Source organism: Pseudarthrobacter sp. NPDC058196 (genome assembly GCF_042882685.1).
Classification (GTDB): domain Bacteria; phylum Actinomycetota; class Actinomycetes; order Actinomycetales; family Micrococcaceae; genus Arthrobacter.
The window spans coordinates 238737-254436 of record NZ_JBHVVN010000005.1; the positions used below are offsets into that span (position 1 = coordinate 238737).

Consider the following 15700-nt stretch of genomic DNA (forward strand, 5'->3'; position numbering starts at 1 on the left):
TCCCGCGTTGGTACCCTGACCGGATGACAGTTCGGACCAACTACGCCCCTGGCGAGCCCTGCTGGGCGGATCTGCAGACCCCCGATGTCGCCGCCGCCAAGGCTTTCTACGCCAGCGTGTTCGGCTGGACGTACCAGGACTTTCCCACCCCGGACGGCCGCAGCTACGCGCAGGCCTTCATGAACGGCCGGCTGGTCGCCACCATCGCGCCGCAGGGCCCTTTGCAGCCGTCCGGCACGCCCGCCCGGTGGAACATCTATTTCGCGGCCTCAGACGCCACGGCGCTCCTTGACGATGCTGCTTTCGCCGGCGGGAACGTCCAGTTCGGGCCGGAGCAGGTAGGCACCACCGGCGTGCTGGCTTTCCTCGCCCCGCCCGGCGGCGGCACCACCGGGATCTGGCAGGCCGGCAGCCATTACGGGAGCCACCTCTTCAACGAGCCTGGGGCGCTGGCCTGGGCCGAACTGTCCACGCCCGGGCCGCAGGCCGCCGTCGGCTTCTTCCAGCAACTGTTCGGGCACGAGGTCACCGAATATCCCCAGGACGACGGCGGCAGCTACAGCACGCTGCTCATCAACGGCGCTGAGGTGGCCGGCGTCGTTCCTGCCGGAGAAGGCGAGGAAGCGGCCTGGCAGGTCTACTTTGGCGCTGCGGACGTGCATGGTGCGGCAGCGGCCGCGGCGCAAGCCGGGGGAGAGGTCATCGTGGAGCCGGAGGAGCATCCCGACGACGGTTCACTGATCACCATCAAGGACCCGCAAAGCGGGATCGTCAGCCTGATCCAGGTCAATTAACAACAATGGGGTCCCCACCGTGCGGTGCGGGACCCCAAATGTTTGTGGCTTTACGCGTAGGCGTTGACCATCCGGACGGCCCCGCCATCGACGCCTTTGGCGCCCTGGACATAGTCGGGTCCGGACTTGGAAATGGAATCCGAGTCTTCGGTGACCGTGCCCATGACCCAGGACGGCAGGCCCCGGTCGTTCAGGCGCGCTACCGCGGCGTCGGCGGCGTCGGGGGACACGATGGCCACCATGCCCACACCGAGGTTCAAGGTGCGCTCAAGATCGGGCAGCGGGACGTTGCCCAGTTCGGACACCAGCTTGAAGATCGCGGGCAGTTCCCAGGTGGCGCGGTCCACCGTGGCCACCAGGCCCTGCGGCAGGACCCGAGCCAGGTTGGCGGCCAGGCCGCCGCCGGTGACGTGGCTGAAGCCGTGGACGGCGGCACCGGCGCTCACCGGGAAGGTGCGGGCCAGGTCCAGGCAGTCGGCTGCGTAGACGCGGGTTGGTTCGAGGAGTTCCTCGCCCAGCGTGCGTCCCAGTTCGGATACCTGGCGGTCCAGTGCCCAGCCGGCGTGGTTGATGACGCGGCGGACCAGCGAGTAGCCGTTGGAGTGCAGGCCGGAGGAGGCCATGCCGATCACCACGTCGCCGGCGCGGACGCGGTCCGGGCCAAGGAGGGCGTCGGCTTCCACGACGCCGGTGGCTGCGCCGGCGACGTCGTATTCGTGCTCGCCCAGCAGGCCGGGGTGCTCTGCGGTCTCGCCGCCCACCAGGGCGGTGCCGGCCACGGAGCAGGCTGCGGCGATGCCGCGCACGATGTCCGCGATGCGTTCGGGAACCACTTTGCCGCAGGCGATGTAGTCGGTCATGTACAGCGGCTCGGCGCCAACCACCACGATGTCGTCCACCACCATGCCCACCAGGTCGAAGCCGATGGTGTCATGGATGTCCATGGCCTGGGCGATTGCCACCTTGGTGCCAACACCGTCCGTGGAGGTGGCCAGCAGCGGCTTCTTGTAGGTCAGGAGCCTGGAGACGTCGTAGAGGCCGGCGAAGCCGCCAACCCCGCCGATCACGGAGGAGTTGTGGGTTGCCTTGACGGCGTCCTTCATGAGCTCGACGGCGCGGTCCCCGGCTTCAACGTCCACGCCGGCGGAGGCGTAGGTGATGCCGGAGTTCTCTGCGGCGGTGTTGGCGGAAGTCATACGGAGTCCTTCTTGTCGGCGCTGGTGGCGGCGTGTACGTCGGGCACGAGGTCGGCTTCGGTCAGCAGGTTTTCGAATTCGGCGTCCGGTCCGGGATCGCAGCCGGTGGCGCCGGCTTTTTCTGCCGGGTCCTCTGCGGCGTCAACGGCCAGGGCGGCCGTTGCGCCGGGAAGCGCGGACGGGGACGGCTTGAGGCCGCCAAGGTCGGTGCGCTCGAGCAGGTTCTTGCCCAGCTTGTCGGCGTCCGGCAGCTTGATGGGGTATTTGCCGGTGAAGCAGGCGGTGCAGAGCCGTTCGCGGGGCTGCCGGGTGGCCCCGATCATGCCGTCCTCGGAGATGTAGGCCAGTGAGTCCGCACCGATGGCCTGGGAGATTTCCTCGATGGTGGCGCCGTTGGCGATGAGTTCCGCGCGGGAGGCAAAGTCGATGCCGTAGAAGCAGGGCCACTGCACCGGCGGGGAGGAGATTTTGACGTGGACCGCTGCGGCGCCGGCTTCCCGGAGCATCCGCACAATGGCGCGCTGGGTGTTGCCACGGACGATCGAGTCATCCACCACCACAACCCGCTTGCCGCGGATCACGGACTCGAGGGCGTTGAGCTTGAGGCGGATGCCGAGTTGGCGCAGGGTCTGCGAGGGCTGGATGAACGTGCGGCCCACGTAGGAGTTCTTGACGAAGCCGTGTGCAAAGGGGATGCCGGATTCCTCGGCGTAGCCCACCGCCGCGGGGGTGCCGGATTCCGGCACCGGGATGACGATGTCCGCTTCCTGGGTGTTTTCGCGGGCCAGCTGGCGGCCCATCTCCACGCGGGACTCGTAGACCGAACGGCCGGCAATGGAGGCGTCGGGGCGGGCGAGGTAGACGTATTCGAACACGCAGCCGGCCGGCGTCGCCTCAGCGAACCGCTGGGAACGGACGCCGTCTTCGTCGATCGCGATGAACTCGCCGGGCTCGATTTCGCGGATGAAGCTGGCCCCGACGGTGGCCAGGGCAGACTGCTCGGAAGCCACCACCCAGCCGCGTTCCAGCCGGCCCAGGACCAGCGGGCGGATGCCAAAGGTGTCGCGTGCCGCGTAGAGGGTGCCCTCGTCCATGAAGACGAAGCAGAAGCCGCCCTTGATCTTGGGCAGGAGCTCCGTGGCGGTTTCTTCCAGGGTCTTGCCCGGCTCGCCTTCAAGCAGGGCGGTGACCAGGGCGGTGTCGGAGGTGTTGCCCTGCTTCATTTCGCCGGTGAGCTGGCCCCCGTTTCGCTCATTGATCATGGCGTTGAGTTCGGCGGTGTTGGTCAGGTTGCCGTTGTGTGCCAGGGCAACCGTGCCGGTGGAGGTGGCGCCGAGGGTGGGCTGCGCGTTCGCCCAGTGGCTGGCGCCAGTGGTGGAGTAGCGGCAGTGGCCCACGGCCAGGTGCCCGGTCAGGGTGTTAAGGGTGGTCTCGTCGAAGACCTGGGAGACGAGTCCCATGTCCTTGTAGACGTTGATCCGTTTGCCGTCGCTCGTGGCTATGCCAGCCGACTCCTGACCGCGGTGCTGCAGTGCATACAGCCCGTAATAGGTAAGTTTTGCTACTTCTTCGCCTGGTGCCCAGACGCCGAAGACGCCGCAAGCGTCCTGCGGGCCTTTTTCGCCGGGGAGAAGATCATGGGAAAGTTTTCCATCGCCGCGTGCCACTGATCGATTATCGCACGATATGGGGTAGGACTTTTCCGGCTGCCCGTTTGTGACCTGCTAGGCCTGGGGGTCCGTGTCAGGTTCGGAATCCGGCACGGATTCCACCACTGCGCGCTGCTGGCGCTTCACGCTGCGGCGGTCCAGCAGGAGCGCCAGTGCGGCGCCCAGAATGGCGCCTACGGCCGCGAACATCACCAGGAAGAAACCGAACACGGCCCCGGGGTCGAACGTGGTGTCCCCTGGCACCCCGTACGCCACCACCGCGGCCGCGACAACTCCCAGCAGCGCTCCGACCACCAGGAAGGGAACGTACTTGGGAGCCCGGCGGACGGTAACTTCGCGCCGCTCGGCAGGGGTTTCTTCAAAAGGCATGCCATCCAGCCTACTGCCCACTGTTTTGCTCCGCGTAACGGAGGCGCGGGAGGCCCTGGCGCCACCGCCCCCGGTGAAACGCGGGCCGGCACACTGGTAGCCGATTGGTCGGGGACTGATATATCTATTGACATGAAGTGTGGCCGCTGTCATATTTTGCTGTAAGCGCTATGTGGAATGTGTTGTCTAATATGCAACTCAGCGCGCCCCGTGATCTGACGCGGCGTGGTCCCCGGGGATGGCATGTCAGCTAGATTGGCACTTGGTGCCGACTCAAGGATCCGGCCGGATCCAGGAAAGGAACACAAGAACCATGGTCCACAAAGTACAAGCAGTCGTTGTCCGGGAAAAGAATGCCCCCGTGTCGTTGGAGACCATCCTGGTCCCGGATCCCGGACCGGGGGAGGCGCTGGTGGACATCCTGACGTGCGGCGTCTGCCACACCGATCTGCACTACAAGCAGGGCGGTATCGGTGATGACTTCCCTTACCTGCTTGGTCACGAGGCCACGGGGGTTGTCAGCGCCGTTGGCCCCGATGTGACCCAGGTGGCCCCGGGTGACAGGGTGATCCTGAACTGGCGCGCGGTCTGCGGGGAGTGCCGTGCGTGTGCCAAGGGCCAGCCGCAGTACTGCTTCAATACGCACAATGCCACGCAGAAGATGACCCTCGAGGACGGTACCGAGCTTTCCCCTGCCCTGGGCATCGGCGCTTTCGCGGAAAAGACCCTGGTGGCAGCCGGGCAGTGCACCAAGGTGGACCCGGAGGCTGACGCTGCCGCGGTTGGCCTGCTGGGCTGCGGCATCATGGCGGGCATTGGTGCCGCGATCAACACCGGTGAGGTCAAGCGTGGTGAGTCCGTCGCCGTGATCGGCTGCGGCGGCGTGGGTATTGCCGCGATCGCCGGCGCGAAGCTCGCGGGGGCGACGACGATCATCGCCGTGGACATCGACGACAACAAGATCGGGATGGCCACGTCCCTCGGTGCCACCCATGGGGTCAACTCCAAGCAGGAGGACGCCGTGGAAGCCATCCGGGCCCTCACCGGAGGCAACGGGGCGGACGTGGTGATTGACGCCGTCGGCCGCCCTGAAACATATAAGCAGGCCTTCTACGCCCGCGACCTTGCCGGCCGCGTGGTCCTGGTGGGTGTTCCGACGCCGGAGATGCAGTTGGACCTGCCGCTGCTGGATGTCTTTGGCCGCGGCGGCTCGCTGAAGTCCTCCTGGTACGGCGACTGCCTGCCGTCCCGTGATTTCCCCATGCTCGTCTCGCACTACAAGCAGGGAAACCTGGACCTGGACGCGTTCGTATCCGAGCGCATTTCAATCGACCAGGTGGAGGAGGCCTTCGAACGCATGCACGAGGGCAAGGTGCTGCGCTCCGTCGTCGAGGTCCAGCCTGCTGGAACGTCCGTATGAGCGTCACCATCGAGAACCTGGTCACCTCGGGCACCTTCTCGCTCGACGGCGGCACCTGGGATGTGGACAACAACGTCTGGATCGTGGGCAACGACGAGGAATGCGTCATCATCGATGCGCCGCACGACGCGGCGGCGATCATCAACCAGGTCCGCAGCCGGAAGGTGAAGGCCATCCTGCTCACGCACGCGCACAACGACCACATCGGCGCCGCGCGTGAGGTGGCGGACACCCTGGATGCACCGATCCTGCTGAACCGGGAGGACCTGGTGTTGTGGGAGCAGGTGTACCCCGGTGCCACACCGGACCGCTACCACTCCGAGGGTGACGTGTTCGAGGTTGGCGGGGCAACGCTGAAGGCGATCCACACACCCGGCCACTCGCCCGGGTCCACCTGCTTCTACCTGGAAAGCGAGGGGACGGTGTTCACCGGCGACACCCTGTTCAACGGCGGCCCGGGTGCCACCGGGCGGTCCTACAGCGACTACCCGACCATCCTGGCGTCCATCCGCGAACGGCTGCTGACGCTGCCGGCCGACACCGTGGTCCGCACCGGCCACGGGGACAACACCACCATCGCCGCGGAACAGGAAACGCTGGCCAAGGTTCCGCAGTAACAAGAAGTCAAGAAAACACGCCAGCGGAGGCGCGCAGGGAGGGCCCGGCGCGCCTCCGCCGGCGATCCATCAGCACAAGCCGGTAAGGACGTTGGAACGATGAAGTTCGGTAAGCAGCCCGCCCCCGTTGCGGACATCAATGAGGACGATCTTTCGGTCCACAAGCCCAAAACGGAGGCGGCCGGGGTCAAGGCCGTCATGGTTGCGCTGGAACGTGCGGTGGCGCAGGCGGGTGTGGCCCGGACGGCGCAGTCGCTGCTGCGGCTGAACCAGCGGGGCGGTTTCGACTGCCCCGGTTGCGCCTGGCCGGAGTCGGACAAGAAGCGCAAGGCCGCTGAGTTCTGCGAGAACGGCGCGAAGGCGGTGGCCGAGGAGAACACCCTGCGCACCGTCGGGGCGGAGTTCTGGGCCAAGCACTCCATCGCCGAACTGTCGGAGAAGACCGAGTACTGGCTGGGTAACCAGGGCCGGTTGAGTGAACCGGTGGTGATCCGCGAGGGGGAGACGCATTACTCGCCGATCTCCTGGGCCGAGGCGTTCGAGCTGATCGGCGAACACCTCCGGGCGACCACACCGGACCGCAGCGTCTTCTACACCTCCGGCCGCACCGCGAACGAGACAGCGTTCCTCTACCAACTGTTCGCCCGGTCCCTGGGCACCAACAACCTGCCCGATTGCTCCAACATGTGCCACGAGTCCTCCGGCTCGGCTTTGAACCCGACCATCGGCATCGGCAAGGGCACCGTCTCCCTGGATGACATCCATGACGCCGAACTGATCTTCGTGGTGGGCCAGAATCCGGGCACCAACCACCCCCGGATGCTGTCCGCGTTGAAGGAATGCAAGGACAACGGAGGCAAAGTGGTGGCCGTGAACCCGCTGCCCGAAGCCGGCTTGTTCAACTTCAAGGACCCGCAGACCGTTTCCGGGGTGGTGGGCGGCGGGACGCCGTTGGCCGATGAGTACCTGCAGATCAAGGTGGGTGGGGACTTGGCGCTGTTCCAGGCACTCGGCCACCTGCTGCTGGAAGCCGAGGCAGCCAACCCGGGGACCGTCGTCGACCATTCCTTTATTGCCGCCCAGACGGACGGGTTCGATGCCTACCGCGAAGCCCGGCGCACCTTGGACTGGGAAGAGACCGAGAAGGCCACCGGGCTCACCCGGGCGCAGATCGAAAAGGTCGCGGCGATGCTGGTGGCGTCCAAGGCCTCAATTTTCTGCTGGGCGCTGGGCGTGACGCAGCAGCCGCACTCGGTGGACACCATCAAGGAAATGGTCAACGTCCTGCTGCTGCAGGGCAACTTCGGTAAGCCAGGCGCCGGTGCCTGCCCCGTCCGCGGGCACTCGAACGTCCAGGGCGACCGGACCATGGGCATCTGGGAGAAGCCCAAGGAGTGGCTCCTGCAGGCCTTGGACGCCGAGTTCGGCATCACGTCCCCGCGGCACCACGGCTACGATGCCGTGGAGTCGATGGAGGCCTTTGAACGGGACGAAGTGGACGTGTTCGTGTCCATGGGCGGGAATTTCTCGCTCGCCTGCTCGGACACCGAGGCCCTGGAAGCGGGCATGCAGCGGATCGGGCTGACCGTGCACATCAGCACCAAACCCAACCGCTCCCACGTGGTGCATGGCCGCACCTCGCTGATCCTGCCCACCCTGGGCCGCACCGACAAGGACGACAAGCATCCCAAGGGCGCACAGTTCCTCTCCGTGGAGGACTCGATGTCCGTAGTCCACTCCACCCAGGGCCGCCTCACTCCGGTCTCCGAACACCTGCTGGCCGAGCCCGTCATCGTGGCACGGATGGCGGAGGCCACCTTTGGCCCGGACCACCCCGTGGACTGGAAGGGGATGGCAGAGGACTACGACGTGATCCGAGACCGCATTGCCCGCGTCCTGCCCGGCTTCGAGGATTTCAATGCCAGGGTCCGGACCAGGAACGGGTTCGTGCTGCCCAACCCGCCGCGCGACACCCGCTCCTTCGCCACCGACATCGGCAGGGGACGTTTCACCGTCAGCCCGCTGGAGTACCTCACCCCGCCACCCGGCCACCTGGTGCTGCAGACCATCCGCAGCCACGATCAGTACAACACCACCTTCTACGGCCTGGATGACCGCTACCGGGGCATCTCCGGCGGCCGCCGCGTGATCCTGATCCACCCTGAGGACCTCGCCGAGCAAGGCTTCCAGGACCGGGAACTGGTGGACGTGGTGAGCACGTTCCAGGGCGTCGACCGCAGGGCGGACAAGTTCCGGCTGGTGGCCTATCCCACCGCCAAGGGCTGCGCGGCCGCGTACTTCCCCGAGGCCAACGCACTGGTGCACAAGGAAAACGTGGCCCGCGTATCCAATACCCCCGGCTTCAAGGCCATGTTCGTCCGCTTTGAGCCGCACAGGGGAGAGGTGGCGGCAGCCCAGGCGTCTGCAGGGGAATTGACAGGGGCGCCGGCTTAGCCCAGCGATTACCTCCACAACAACATGCCCGCGACGGCGGCACACCGGTAGCCCGGTGTGCCGCCGTTTTGATGCCGGGTGTTGTGGGGTGGGGCGCCACTAAGCTTGCGCTTTTCGTCATATCCGAAATTGATTGACACTCGGCGTGGCAGGAGTCACACTGTTGCATATGGTGATCGGTGTTGCGTTAGGTGCTTCCAGGTTTTTTCTGGATTCATCGCTTCTGTTGCTGATGAACCTCCCCACATTCGTGAACAGAACGTCTTTGACGGACCCTGTTGCCCCACCTGCTTCCTAAACACTTCAAATCGCTCACTACCCAGTCTTATCGGGAGGAAACACATGACAACCTCAGTGAACGCGCCCCTCAGCGCACGCGGAAAACTCGCGTCAACGATGCCTGCCGAGCAGTTGGCTGAGATTACCGGGTTGTTCGCTTTGCGACGCACGGGCTACTCGCTCGACGCCCCGTTCTACACCGACCCGACAATCTTCAAGCTCGACATGGAGGCCATCTTCGGCCAGCACTGGATCTTTGCCGGCAGCGTTGCCGAGCTGCCGGAGCCGGGCGACTACATCACGGTCGACTACGGACCCTACTCCCTGATCGTGCTGCGCACCGACGAGGGCGAGGTCAATGTCCTGCACAACGTCTGCCGCCACCGCGGTGCACGCGTCCTGACCGAAGCTGCCGGTTCCACCGGAAACCTGGTCTGCGGCTACCATTCCTGGACTTACTCCCCCGAGGGCAACCTGATCCACGCCTCCGCCCCCGGTGAAGCCAAGTTCGACAAGAACTGCTTTGCCCTCAAGCGCGCCCACAGCCGTGAAGTTGCCGGCCTCATCTTTGTCTGCATTGCGAACGAGCCGCCGGCGGACTTCGACGAGACTTCCAAGATCTTCGAGCCCTACCTCGCCCCCCACGACCTGTCCAAGACGAAGATTGCCTACCAGCAGAACATCATCGAAGAGGGCAACTGGAAGCTCGTCATGGAAAACAACCGTGAGTGCTACCACTGCGACGGACACCCGGAACTTGCGTGCTCCCTGTTCCCCACGTGGGGCCTGACCGAGGGACTGATCCCGACCCACCTCGAGGAAGTGTGGGACCGCAACAAGGAAGCCCAGTCCTCCCTCGAGGAGCGGTGCCGCCGCTACGGCCTGCCCTATGAGGTTGTTGAGGAACTCGATACCCGCATTGCCGGTATCCGCATCTCTCGCGAATCCCTGGACGGCGAAGGCGAATCGTTCTCCGCCGACGGCCGCAGGCTCTCCAAGAAGCTGCTCGGCGACCTTCGGGATTTCCGCCTGGGCCGCTGCTCGATGCACCTGCAGCCCAACAGCTGGTTCCACTTCCTGGGCGACCACGTCATCACCTTCGGCGTCTTCCCCATCAACGAGCACCAGTCCCTGGTCCGCACCACCTGGCTGGTGGCCGACGACGCCGAGGAGGGCGTTGACTACGACCTCGAAAAGCTCACCTACACCTGGAAGCAGACCAACCTGCAGGACAAGGCGTTCGTTGAGCTGTGCCAGCAGGGCGCTGCCAGCCCCGCCTACGAGCCCGGCCCCTACATGAAGAGCGAATACCAGGTGGAGGCCTTCATTAACTGGTACGTCCACCGCGTGCAGGAGCACTTGGCATGATCGACGTCCTCACCGAGACGCCTGTCCAGGAACCACAGCGCATCCGCGGCCTTGAAATGCCGTGGAACCGGGTGATGGGCAGCATCGAAGGACCGGCCAGCGCAGCCAAGGCCCTGGGCCCGTGGCATCCGCAGGAGTTCATGGCCGAATGCGTCGAGACCGTTCCCGAAGCGGGCGGCATGATGACCTTCGTCTTCCGCCGCTGCGACGGTGCGCCCCTGGCGTTCCGTGCGGGCCAGTACGTGAATATCGCCTTCCCCGTGAACGGCGAGGACCAGGAACCGGTGGACCGGAGCTACTCGCTGTCCAGTTCACCCACGGAACCGTGGACCTTCAGCGTCACCGTCAAGCGCGACCCCGGCGGACTGGTTTCCCCATGGGTGCACGGGAACGTCAGGCCCGGAACCGTCCTGGACATGCTGGGACCTGTTGGGGCATTCCACCTGCCTGACGCCGACCGGCGGGCACGGTACCTCTTCCTTGCCGCCGGCGCAGGCATCACTCCCATCATGTCGATGCTGCGGACCATCCACTCGTTGCCCGGAACAGCTGATGTGGTGGTGCTTTACCACGGCGCGGAAGCCGGCGGCTTCGCCTTCGACCGGGAGCTGGCCTACATCGCGTCGGTGGACTCGCGCGTCAAGGTCTTCTACGCCCTTGGTGACCGGGGCAGGCCCGAGGACTGGGAAGGCTTCACCGGAAGGCTGACGGCGGCCATGATCGACGAGGTGGCGCCCGATGCCAACGGCCGGCAGGTGTATGCCTGCGGACCCGAGGGGTACCTGAACACCGCCACCGAGCTGCTCAAAAGCGTGGGCGTCGACGATACCTCCATCTACATGGAGTTCTTCTCCGGCGACCGGCAGACCCTCCTGGAATACCAGGCCGAGCTCGCCTTGGCGGCGGACATCGCCGAGGAAATTGCTGACGAGATCGCCGAGTCCGCCGAGGACTACTTCGAGAGCCAGCCAGCGGCGTTCGGGATCTACGAGCCCGGCTACGACGATGACGGAACCCTCCAGGCCACGGGATTGGCGCTGGAAGCTGCGGCCCCGGCCACTGCGGAAGCCGCCGGAGCCGCGACTGAAGCCGCCTCCCCGGATGCGTCCAGCTTCGACACCGTGGGAACTGGAAGCCTCACCCTGTCTTTCATGCGCACCGGAATCAATGTGCGGATCGACCCGGAGGAGCCCATCCTTGGGGTGGCGCAGCGAGCGGGTGTCCGGATCGGCGCCAACTGCAAGGAGGGCATGTGCGGCTCCTGCAAGGTGGTCAAGCTGTCCGGGGAGATCGACATGAACCACCAGGGCGGAATCCGCAAACGCGAAATCGATGCCGGCAAGTTCCTTCCCTGCTGCTCCACCGCGCGCACCGACATGGTGATCGACGCCTAGCCGCCCATGGGCCGCGGGCGCCGCGCGCCGTCCCAAGTTTCACCGCAAGTGAAAGTCAAAACCACACGGAAGGTCTGATGCAGCCAGCGTCAGGCCTTCCGTGGCAATTGAACCCTAACCATAGGAGCCATGCCCATGTCAGGTAACAAAGCCGTTGCGTACAAGGAGCCCGGGGTCGTCGAGGTCATCGATACCCCGTATCCGTCGTTTGAATTGAAGGCAGGCCCCGGTGTCAATCCCGCCAATGTCGGCCGGAAGGTCCCGCACGGGGTCATCGTGCGCACCGTAAGCACCAACATCTGCGGTTCGGACCAGCACATGGTCCGCGGCCGGACGACGGCCCCGGCAGGCCTTGTCCTGGGCCACGAAATCACCGGAGAAGTCATTGAGACCGGACCCGACGTCGAATTCATCAAGGTTGGGGACATCGTCTCCGTCCCGTTCAATATCTCCTGCGGACGTTGCCGGAACTGCAAGGAGCGCAAGACCGGGATTTGCCTGAATGTGAACCCGGACCGCCCCGGCTCTGCCTACGGCTATGTCGATATGGGCGGTTGGGTGGGTGGGCAGGCGGAATACGTCCTGGTTCCGTACGCCGACTGGAACCTGTTGCGGTTCCCGGACCGGGACCAGGCCCTGGAAAAGATCATGGACCTGACCATGCTTTCCGACATCCTCCCCACCGGCTTCCATGGCGCGGTCACGGCAGGCGTCGGCGTCGGGTCCACCGTCTACGTTGCCGGGGCCGGCCCCGTCGGGCTTGCCGCGGCCGCAAGCGCCCAGCTGCTGGGAGCCGCGGTGGTCATCGTGGGCGACCTCAACGAAGACCGCCTGGCCCAGGCCCGGTCCTTTGGCTGCGAAACCGTCAATGTGGCCAACGGCGACCCGGCAGACCAGATCGAGCAGATCCTCGGAGTCCGCGAGGTCGACTCCGGCATCGACGCCGTCGGCTTCGAGGCCCGCGGACACGGCCACGGCGCCCAGGAGGCGCCGGCCACCGTACTGAACTCGCTGATGGACCTCACCACCGCCGGCGGCTCCGTGGGTATTCCAGGCCTCTACGTCACGGGGGACCCGGGAGCCGCGGACGAGGCCGCACGAAAGGGCAGCCTGTCCCTGTCCCTGGGCACCGGCTGGGCGAAGTCCCTCTCCTTCACCACGGGCCAGTGCCCGGTCATGAAGTACAACCGGCAGCTGATGATGGCCATCCTGCATGACCGGATCCAGATCGCCAAGGCGGTCAATGCCAAGGCGATTTCGCTGGAGGATGCGCCCCGGGGGTACGCCGAATTCGATGCCGGTGCGGCAACAAAATACGTCCTGGACCCGAACGGCTACCTCAACAACTGATGCCTGGCTCCGGCTGCTGACAAGCGTCAACGTCCACCGGCGGCACCCCACTCAGTGACCAGTTCACAGTAGGGGTGCCGCCGTTGCCATGTCTGTGGTGAACGCGCTCCGCGGGCAGCGAAAGAGGTGGTCGGGCCTGCCGGTCTCAAGCAGGCCCAACCACCTCGTGTGGGTGGGGCAGGTCAGCCGCGGAGGCGCTCCATGCCCGGGTCAAAGAGAGGCTCGGCGCTGACGGTGGCGGCTACGCGCCGGCCGAAGTACTCGATCTCCACGGCATCCCCTTCGGACACCGACGAGGGCAGCCAGGCGTAGGCGATGGGCTTGCCGATCGTGAAGCCGTATGCGGCGCTCGTGACGTAACCAGCGGCTTCCCCGGCCACGTACACCGGCTCCTTGCCCAGCACCACTGACGTGCCGTCGTCGACCGTCAGGCAGCGCAGAATCTTCGCCGCCGGCTGCTCGCGGAGCGACGCCAGCGCCTCGGCACCCACGAATCCGGTCTTGTCCTTGGCCACGGAGAAGCCCAGCCCTGCCTGGAAGGGGTGGTGCTCGGACGTCATGTCAGTGCCCCACAGCCGGTAGCCCTTCTCAAGGCGCATGCTGTTGAAGGCGCCGCGGCCGGCAGCGATGATGCCGTGCTCCCGGCCCGCCTCAAACAGCAGGTCCCAGAGCTTCAAACCGTACTCGGCGGTGGTGTAGAGCTCCCAGCCGAGTTCGCCCACGTAGGAGAGCCGCATGGCCGTGACGGGGATGCCGCCCACCGAGATCTCCTTGGTCCGGAAGTACTTCAGGCCGTCGTTGGTGAGATCGTCGGTGCTGACCTTGCCAATCACTTCGCGGGCCAGCGGACCCCACAAGCCGATGCAGCAGGTGCTGCCGGTGATGTCGGTGACGTGGACCCACTGGCCGGGGTCGGCGGCGGACTGCCGGCGGGCCTCAACCCGGAGGTAATCGAAGTCGACGTTGCTGTTCACGCCCAGCTGGAACTCTTCCTCCGCCAGCCTGGCCACGGTCACGTCACTGCGGATGCCGCCGTCGTCCGCCAGCAGCAGGCAGTACGTCACGGCACCTGGCTTCTTGGCGATGTTGCCCGTGCTGAGCCGGTGCAGGAGTGCCTGGGCGCCGGGGCCGGCGACGGAGAGGCGCTTCAGCGGCGTCATGTCGAAAAGTCCGACGGCGGTCCGGGTCTTCCACGCTTCGGCCGCGGAGATGGGGGAGTGGAACATCGCGGACCAGGAATCCCGCTCCGGGGTCTGCCAGCCGGCCGGAAGTTCTTCGAGGAGCCCGCGGTTGGCTTCGAACCAGTGCGGGCGCTCCCAGCCGGCGGACTCCAGGAAGAACGCGCCCAGTTCCTTTTGGCGGACGTTGAAGGGGCTGACCCGCAGATCGCGCGGTGATTCACGCGGCTGCAGCGGGTGCATCACATCGTAGATTTCCACGAAGTTCTGTTGTGAGGTCTCGCTGACGTAGGCGTCGGAGGTCTGCACCTTCTCGAAACGGGTCAGCTCGCAGCCGTGCAGGTCGGTCTGCGGCTGGCCGTCAATGATCAGCTCCGCCATGGCCTTGGCAACGCCGGCCGAGTGCGTGACCCACACGGCTTCGGCCACGAAAAATCCCTCGAGGTCAGGCGCCTCGCCCATGAGTGGGCCGCCGTCGGGGGTGAAGGAGAAAATGCCGTTGAAACCGTCCTGCATTTCGGTGTTGCGCAGCGCCGGCAGCAAGTCCTGGCTGTCCTCCCACGCGGGTACGAAATCTTCAAGGGTGAAGTCCAGGCGGGAGGGCATGCGGTGGTCGGACATCTCCCCGGCCGGGACCTTCGGCAGTGCGGACATGTCCACGGGCATCGGTCGGTGTGCGTAGCTGCCGATGCCGATGCGGTCGCCCCACTCGCGGTAGTACAGGTCCTTGTCCTGGTAGCGGAGGATGGGCTTGCTGGCGCCCTTCGGCAGCTCGTTGACGCCTTCGAGTTCGGCAAGGGGCGTGGTGACCACGTACTGGTGGGCCAGCGGCAGCAGCGGTACCTCCAGGCCCACCATCTTGCCGAGCTCACGGCCCCAGAACCCTGCGCAGGACACCACGATGTCGGCAGGGATCAGTCCGGCGGAGGTCTCGACGCCGGTGACCTTGCCGCCCTCACGGGCGATCCCGGTGACGGTGGTGGACCCGCGGTAGGTGACGCCGTTTTCGCGCGTGCGCTCGATCAGCAGCTGGACGGCGCGGGCCGCGAGGGCGAGGCCGTCGGTGGGGATGAGCAGGCCGCCCAGGACTTCCCGGCCCCCGCTGAGCTTGCCCGTGTTCAGCAGGGGGTAGATCTTTTCGCATTCGTCGGCGTCCACGATCCGGCTTTCGACGCCCCAGGAGGTCATCACACCCATCTTGCGCTTGAGGTCGGCCAGGCGCTCCGGAGTCGTTGCCAGTTCCAGGCCGCCCACTTGGTTGAAGCAGGACTGGCCGTCCTTGCCCAGGGCGAGCAGCTTGTTGACGGTGTAGGTCGCGAATTCCGTCATGGTCCTGGACGGGTTGTTCTGGAACACGAGGCCCGGAGCGTGCGACGTGGAGCCGCCTGCCAGCTCCAGCGGGCCCTGCTCGACGACGGTGATGTCGTTCCAGCCGCGGCTTGCCAGCTCGTCGGCGAGGTTGGTGCCGACGATGCCGGCTCCGATGATGACGACGCGGGGTGATGCGCTCATAATTTCGTGGTTCTCCTGGTCGGTGCGTGGCTTCGCGCTTCGCTATAAGCAACGCGCATCACTATATGCAACACGGTGGCCCAGCTCACATGGAATGTC

The 15700-nt window shown here is 65.8% G+C and carries 11 protein-coding genes; 7 read left to right on the top strand and 4 right to left on the bottom strand.

What is annotated here, in order from left to right; genetic code table 11:
• The first annotated feature begins 23 nt into the window (after positions 1-23).
• A complete protein-coding gene (locus ACFVVC_RS09290) occupies positions 24-794 on the top strand; it encodes a VOC family protein (protein WP_387451711.1) in 771 nt (256 codons plus the stop codon).
• Between the two features lie 50 nt (positions 795-844).
• Here ACFVVC_RS09290 and purM read toward each other — a convergent pair whose 3' ends face one another.
• Genes purM through ACFVVC_RS09305 form a run of 3 tightly spaced genes read right to left on the bottom strand, consistent with a single transcriptional unit; the run spans position 845 to position 4029 of the window.
• On the bottom strand, positions 845-1990 hold the full coding sequence (gene purM, locus ACFVVC_RS09295) for a phosphoribosylformylglycinamidine cyclo-ligase (protein WP_387451714.1): 1146 nt from the start codon (positions 1988-1990) through the stop codon (positions 845-847).
• Positions 1987-3657 (bottom strand): amidophosphoribosyltransferase, encoded by a 1671-nt coding sequence (gene purF / locus ACFVVC_RS09300; protein ID WP_387451717.1) that lies wholly within the window; start codon positions 3655-3657, stop codon positions 1987-1989. Before purF ends, purM begins: the two co-directional genes overlap by 4 nt.
• Positions 3658-3714: 57 nt before the next feature.
• Entirely contained in the window at positions 3715-4029 is a 315-nt protein-coding gene (locus tag ACFVVC_RS09305; protein WP_387451720.1) for a hypothetical protein, read from the bottom strand.
• Between the two features lie 313 nt (positions 4030-4342).
• Here ACFVVC_RS09305 and ACFVVC_RS09310 point away from each other — a divergent pair, with 313 nt between their 5' ends.
• The 6 genes from ACFVVC_RS09310 (at position 4343) to fdhA (ending at position 12911) form a co-directional block, all read left to right on the top strand.
• On the top strand, positions 4343-5449 hold the full coding sequence (locus ACFVVC_RS09310; RefSeq protein WP_387451722.1) for an S-(hydroxymethyl)mycothiol dehydrogenase: 1107 nt from the start codon (positions 4343-4345) through the stop codon (positions 5447-5449).
• A complete protein-coding gene (locus tag ACFVVC_RS09315; protein WP_387451725.1) occupies positions 5446-6066 on the top strand; it encodes an MBL fold metallo-hydrolase in 621 nt (206 codons plus the stop codon). The genes ACFVVC_RS09310 and ACFVVC_RS09315 overlap by 4 nt, the downstream gene beginning before the upstream one ends.
• A gap of 99 nt (positions 6067-6165) precedes the next feature.
• Complete coding sequence (locus tag ACFVVC_RS09320; RefSeq protein WP_387451728.1) at positions 6166-8520, top strand: FdhF/YdeP family oxidoreductase; 2355 nt, start codon at positions 6166-6168, stop codon at positions 8518-8520.
• A gap of 342 nt (positions 8521-8862) precedes the next feature.
• Complete coding sequence (locus tag ACFVVC_RS09325; protein ID WP_387451731.1) at positions 8863-10167, top strand: SRPBCC family protein; 1305 nt, start codon at positions 8863-8865, stop codon at positions 10165-10167.
• The gene (locus ACFVVC_RS09330; RefSeq protein WP_387451734.1) at positions 10164-11561 is read left to right on the top strand and encodes a ferredoxin reductase; all 1398 of its coding nucleotides are present in this window, start codon (positions 10164-10166) and stop codon (positions 11559-11561) included. The genes ACFVVC_RS09325 and ACFVVC_RS09330 overlap by 4 nt, the downstream gene beginning before the upstream one ends.
• A 135-nt stretch (positions 11562-11696) precedes the next feature.
• The gene (gene fdhA / locus ACFVVC_RS09335) at positions 11697-12911 is read left to right on the top strand and encodes a formaldehyde dehydrogenase, glutathione-independent (RefSeq protein WP_387451737.1); all 1215 of its coding nucleotides are present in this window, start codon (positions 11697-11699) and stop codon (positions 12909-12911) included.
• 182 nt (positions 12912-13093) lie between these two features.
• Here fdhA and ACFVVC_RS09340 read toward each other — a convergent pair whose 3' ends face one another.
• Positions 13094-15601, bottom strand: a complete 2508-nt coding sequence (locus ACFVVC_RS09340; RefSeq protein WP_387451740.1) for an FAD-dependent oxidoreductase — start codon at positions 15599-15601, stop codon at positions 13094-13096.
• Positions 15602-15700 lie beyond the last annotated feature (99 nt).

Coding starts and splice junctions, on each gene's coding strand:
- fdhA (WP_387451737.1), top strand. CDS start 11,697: ATGTCAGGTAACAAAGCCGTTGCGTACAAGGAGCCCGGGGTCGTCGAG.
- ACFVVC_RS09340 (WP_387451740.1), bottom strand. CDS start 15,601: ATGAGCGCATCACCCCGCGTCGTCATCATCGGAGCCGGCATCGTCGGC.
- ACFVVC_RS09325 (WP_387451731.1), top strand. CDS start 8,863: ATGACAACCTCAGTGAACGCGCCCCTCAGCGCACGCGGAAAACTCGCG.
- ACFVVC_RS09315 (WP_387451725.1), top strand. CDS start 5,446: ATGAGCGTCACCATCGAGAACCTGGTCACCTCGGGCACCTTCTCGCTC.
- ACFVVC_RS09310 (WP_387451722.1), top strand. CDS start 4,343: ATGGTCCACAAAGTACAAGCAGTCGTTGTCCGGGAAAAGAATGCCCCC.
- ACFVVC_RS09305 (WP_387451720.1), bottom strand. CDS start 4,029: ATGCCTTTTGAAGAAACCCCTGCCGAGCGGCGCGAAGTTACCGTCCGC.
- ACFVVC_RS09320 (WP_387451728.1), top strand. CDS start 6,166: ATGAAGTTCGGTAAGCAGCCCGCCCCCGTTGCGGACATCAATGAGGAC.
- ACFVVC_RS09290 (WP_387451711.1), top strand. CDS start 24: ATGACAGTTCGGACCAACTACGCCCCTGGCGAGCCCTGCTGGGCGGAT.
- ACFVVC_RS09330 (WP_387451734.1), top strand. CDS start 10,164: ATGATCGACGTCCTCACCGAGACGCCTGTCCAGGAACCACAGCGCATC.
- purM (WP_387451714.1), bottom strand. CDS start 1,990: ATGACTTCCGCCAACACCGCCGCAGAGAACTCCGGCATCACCTACGCC.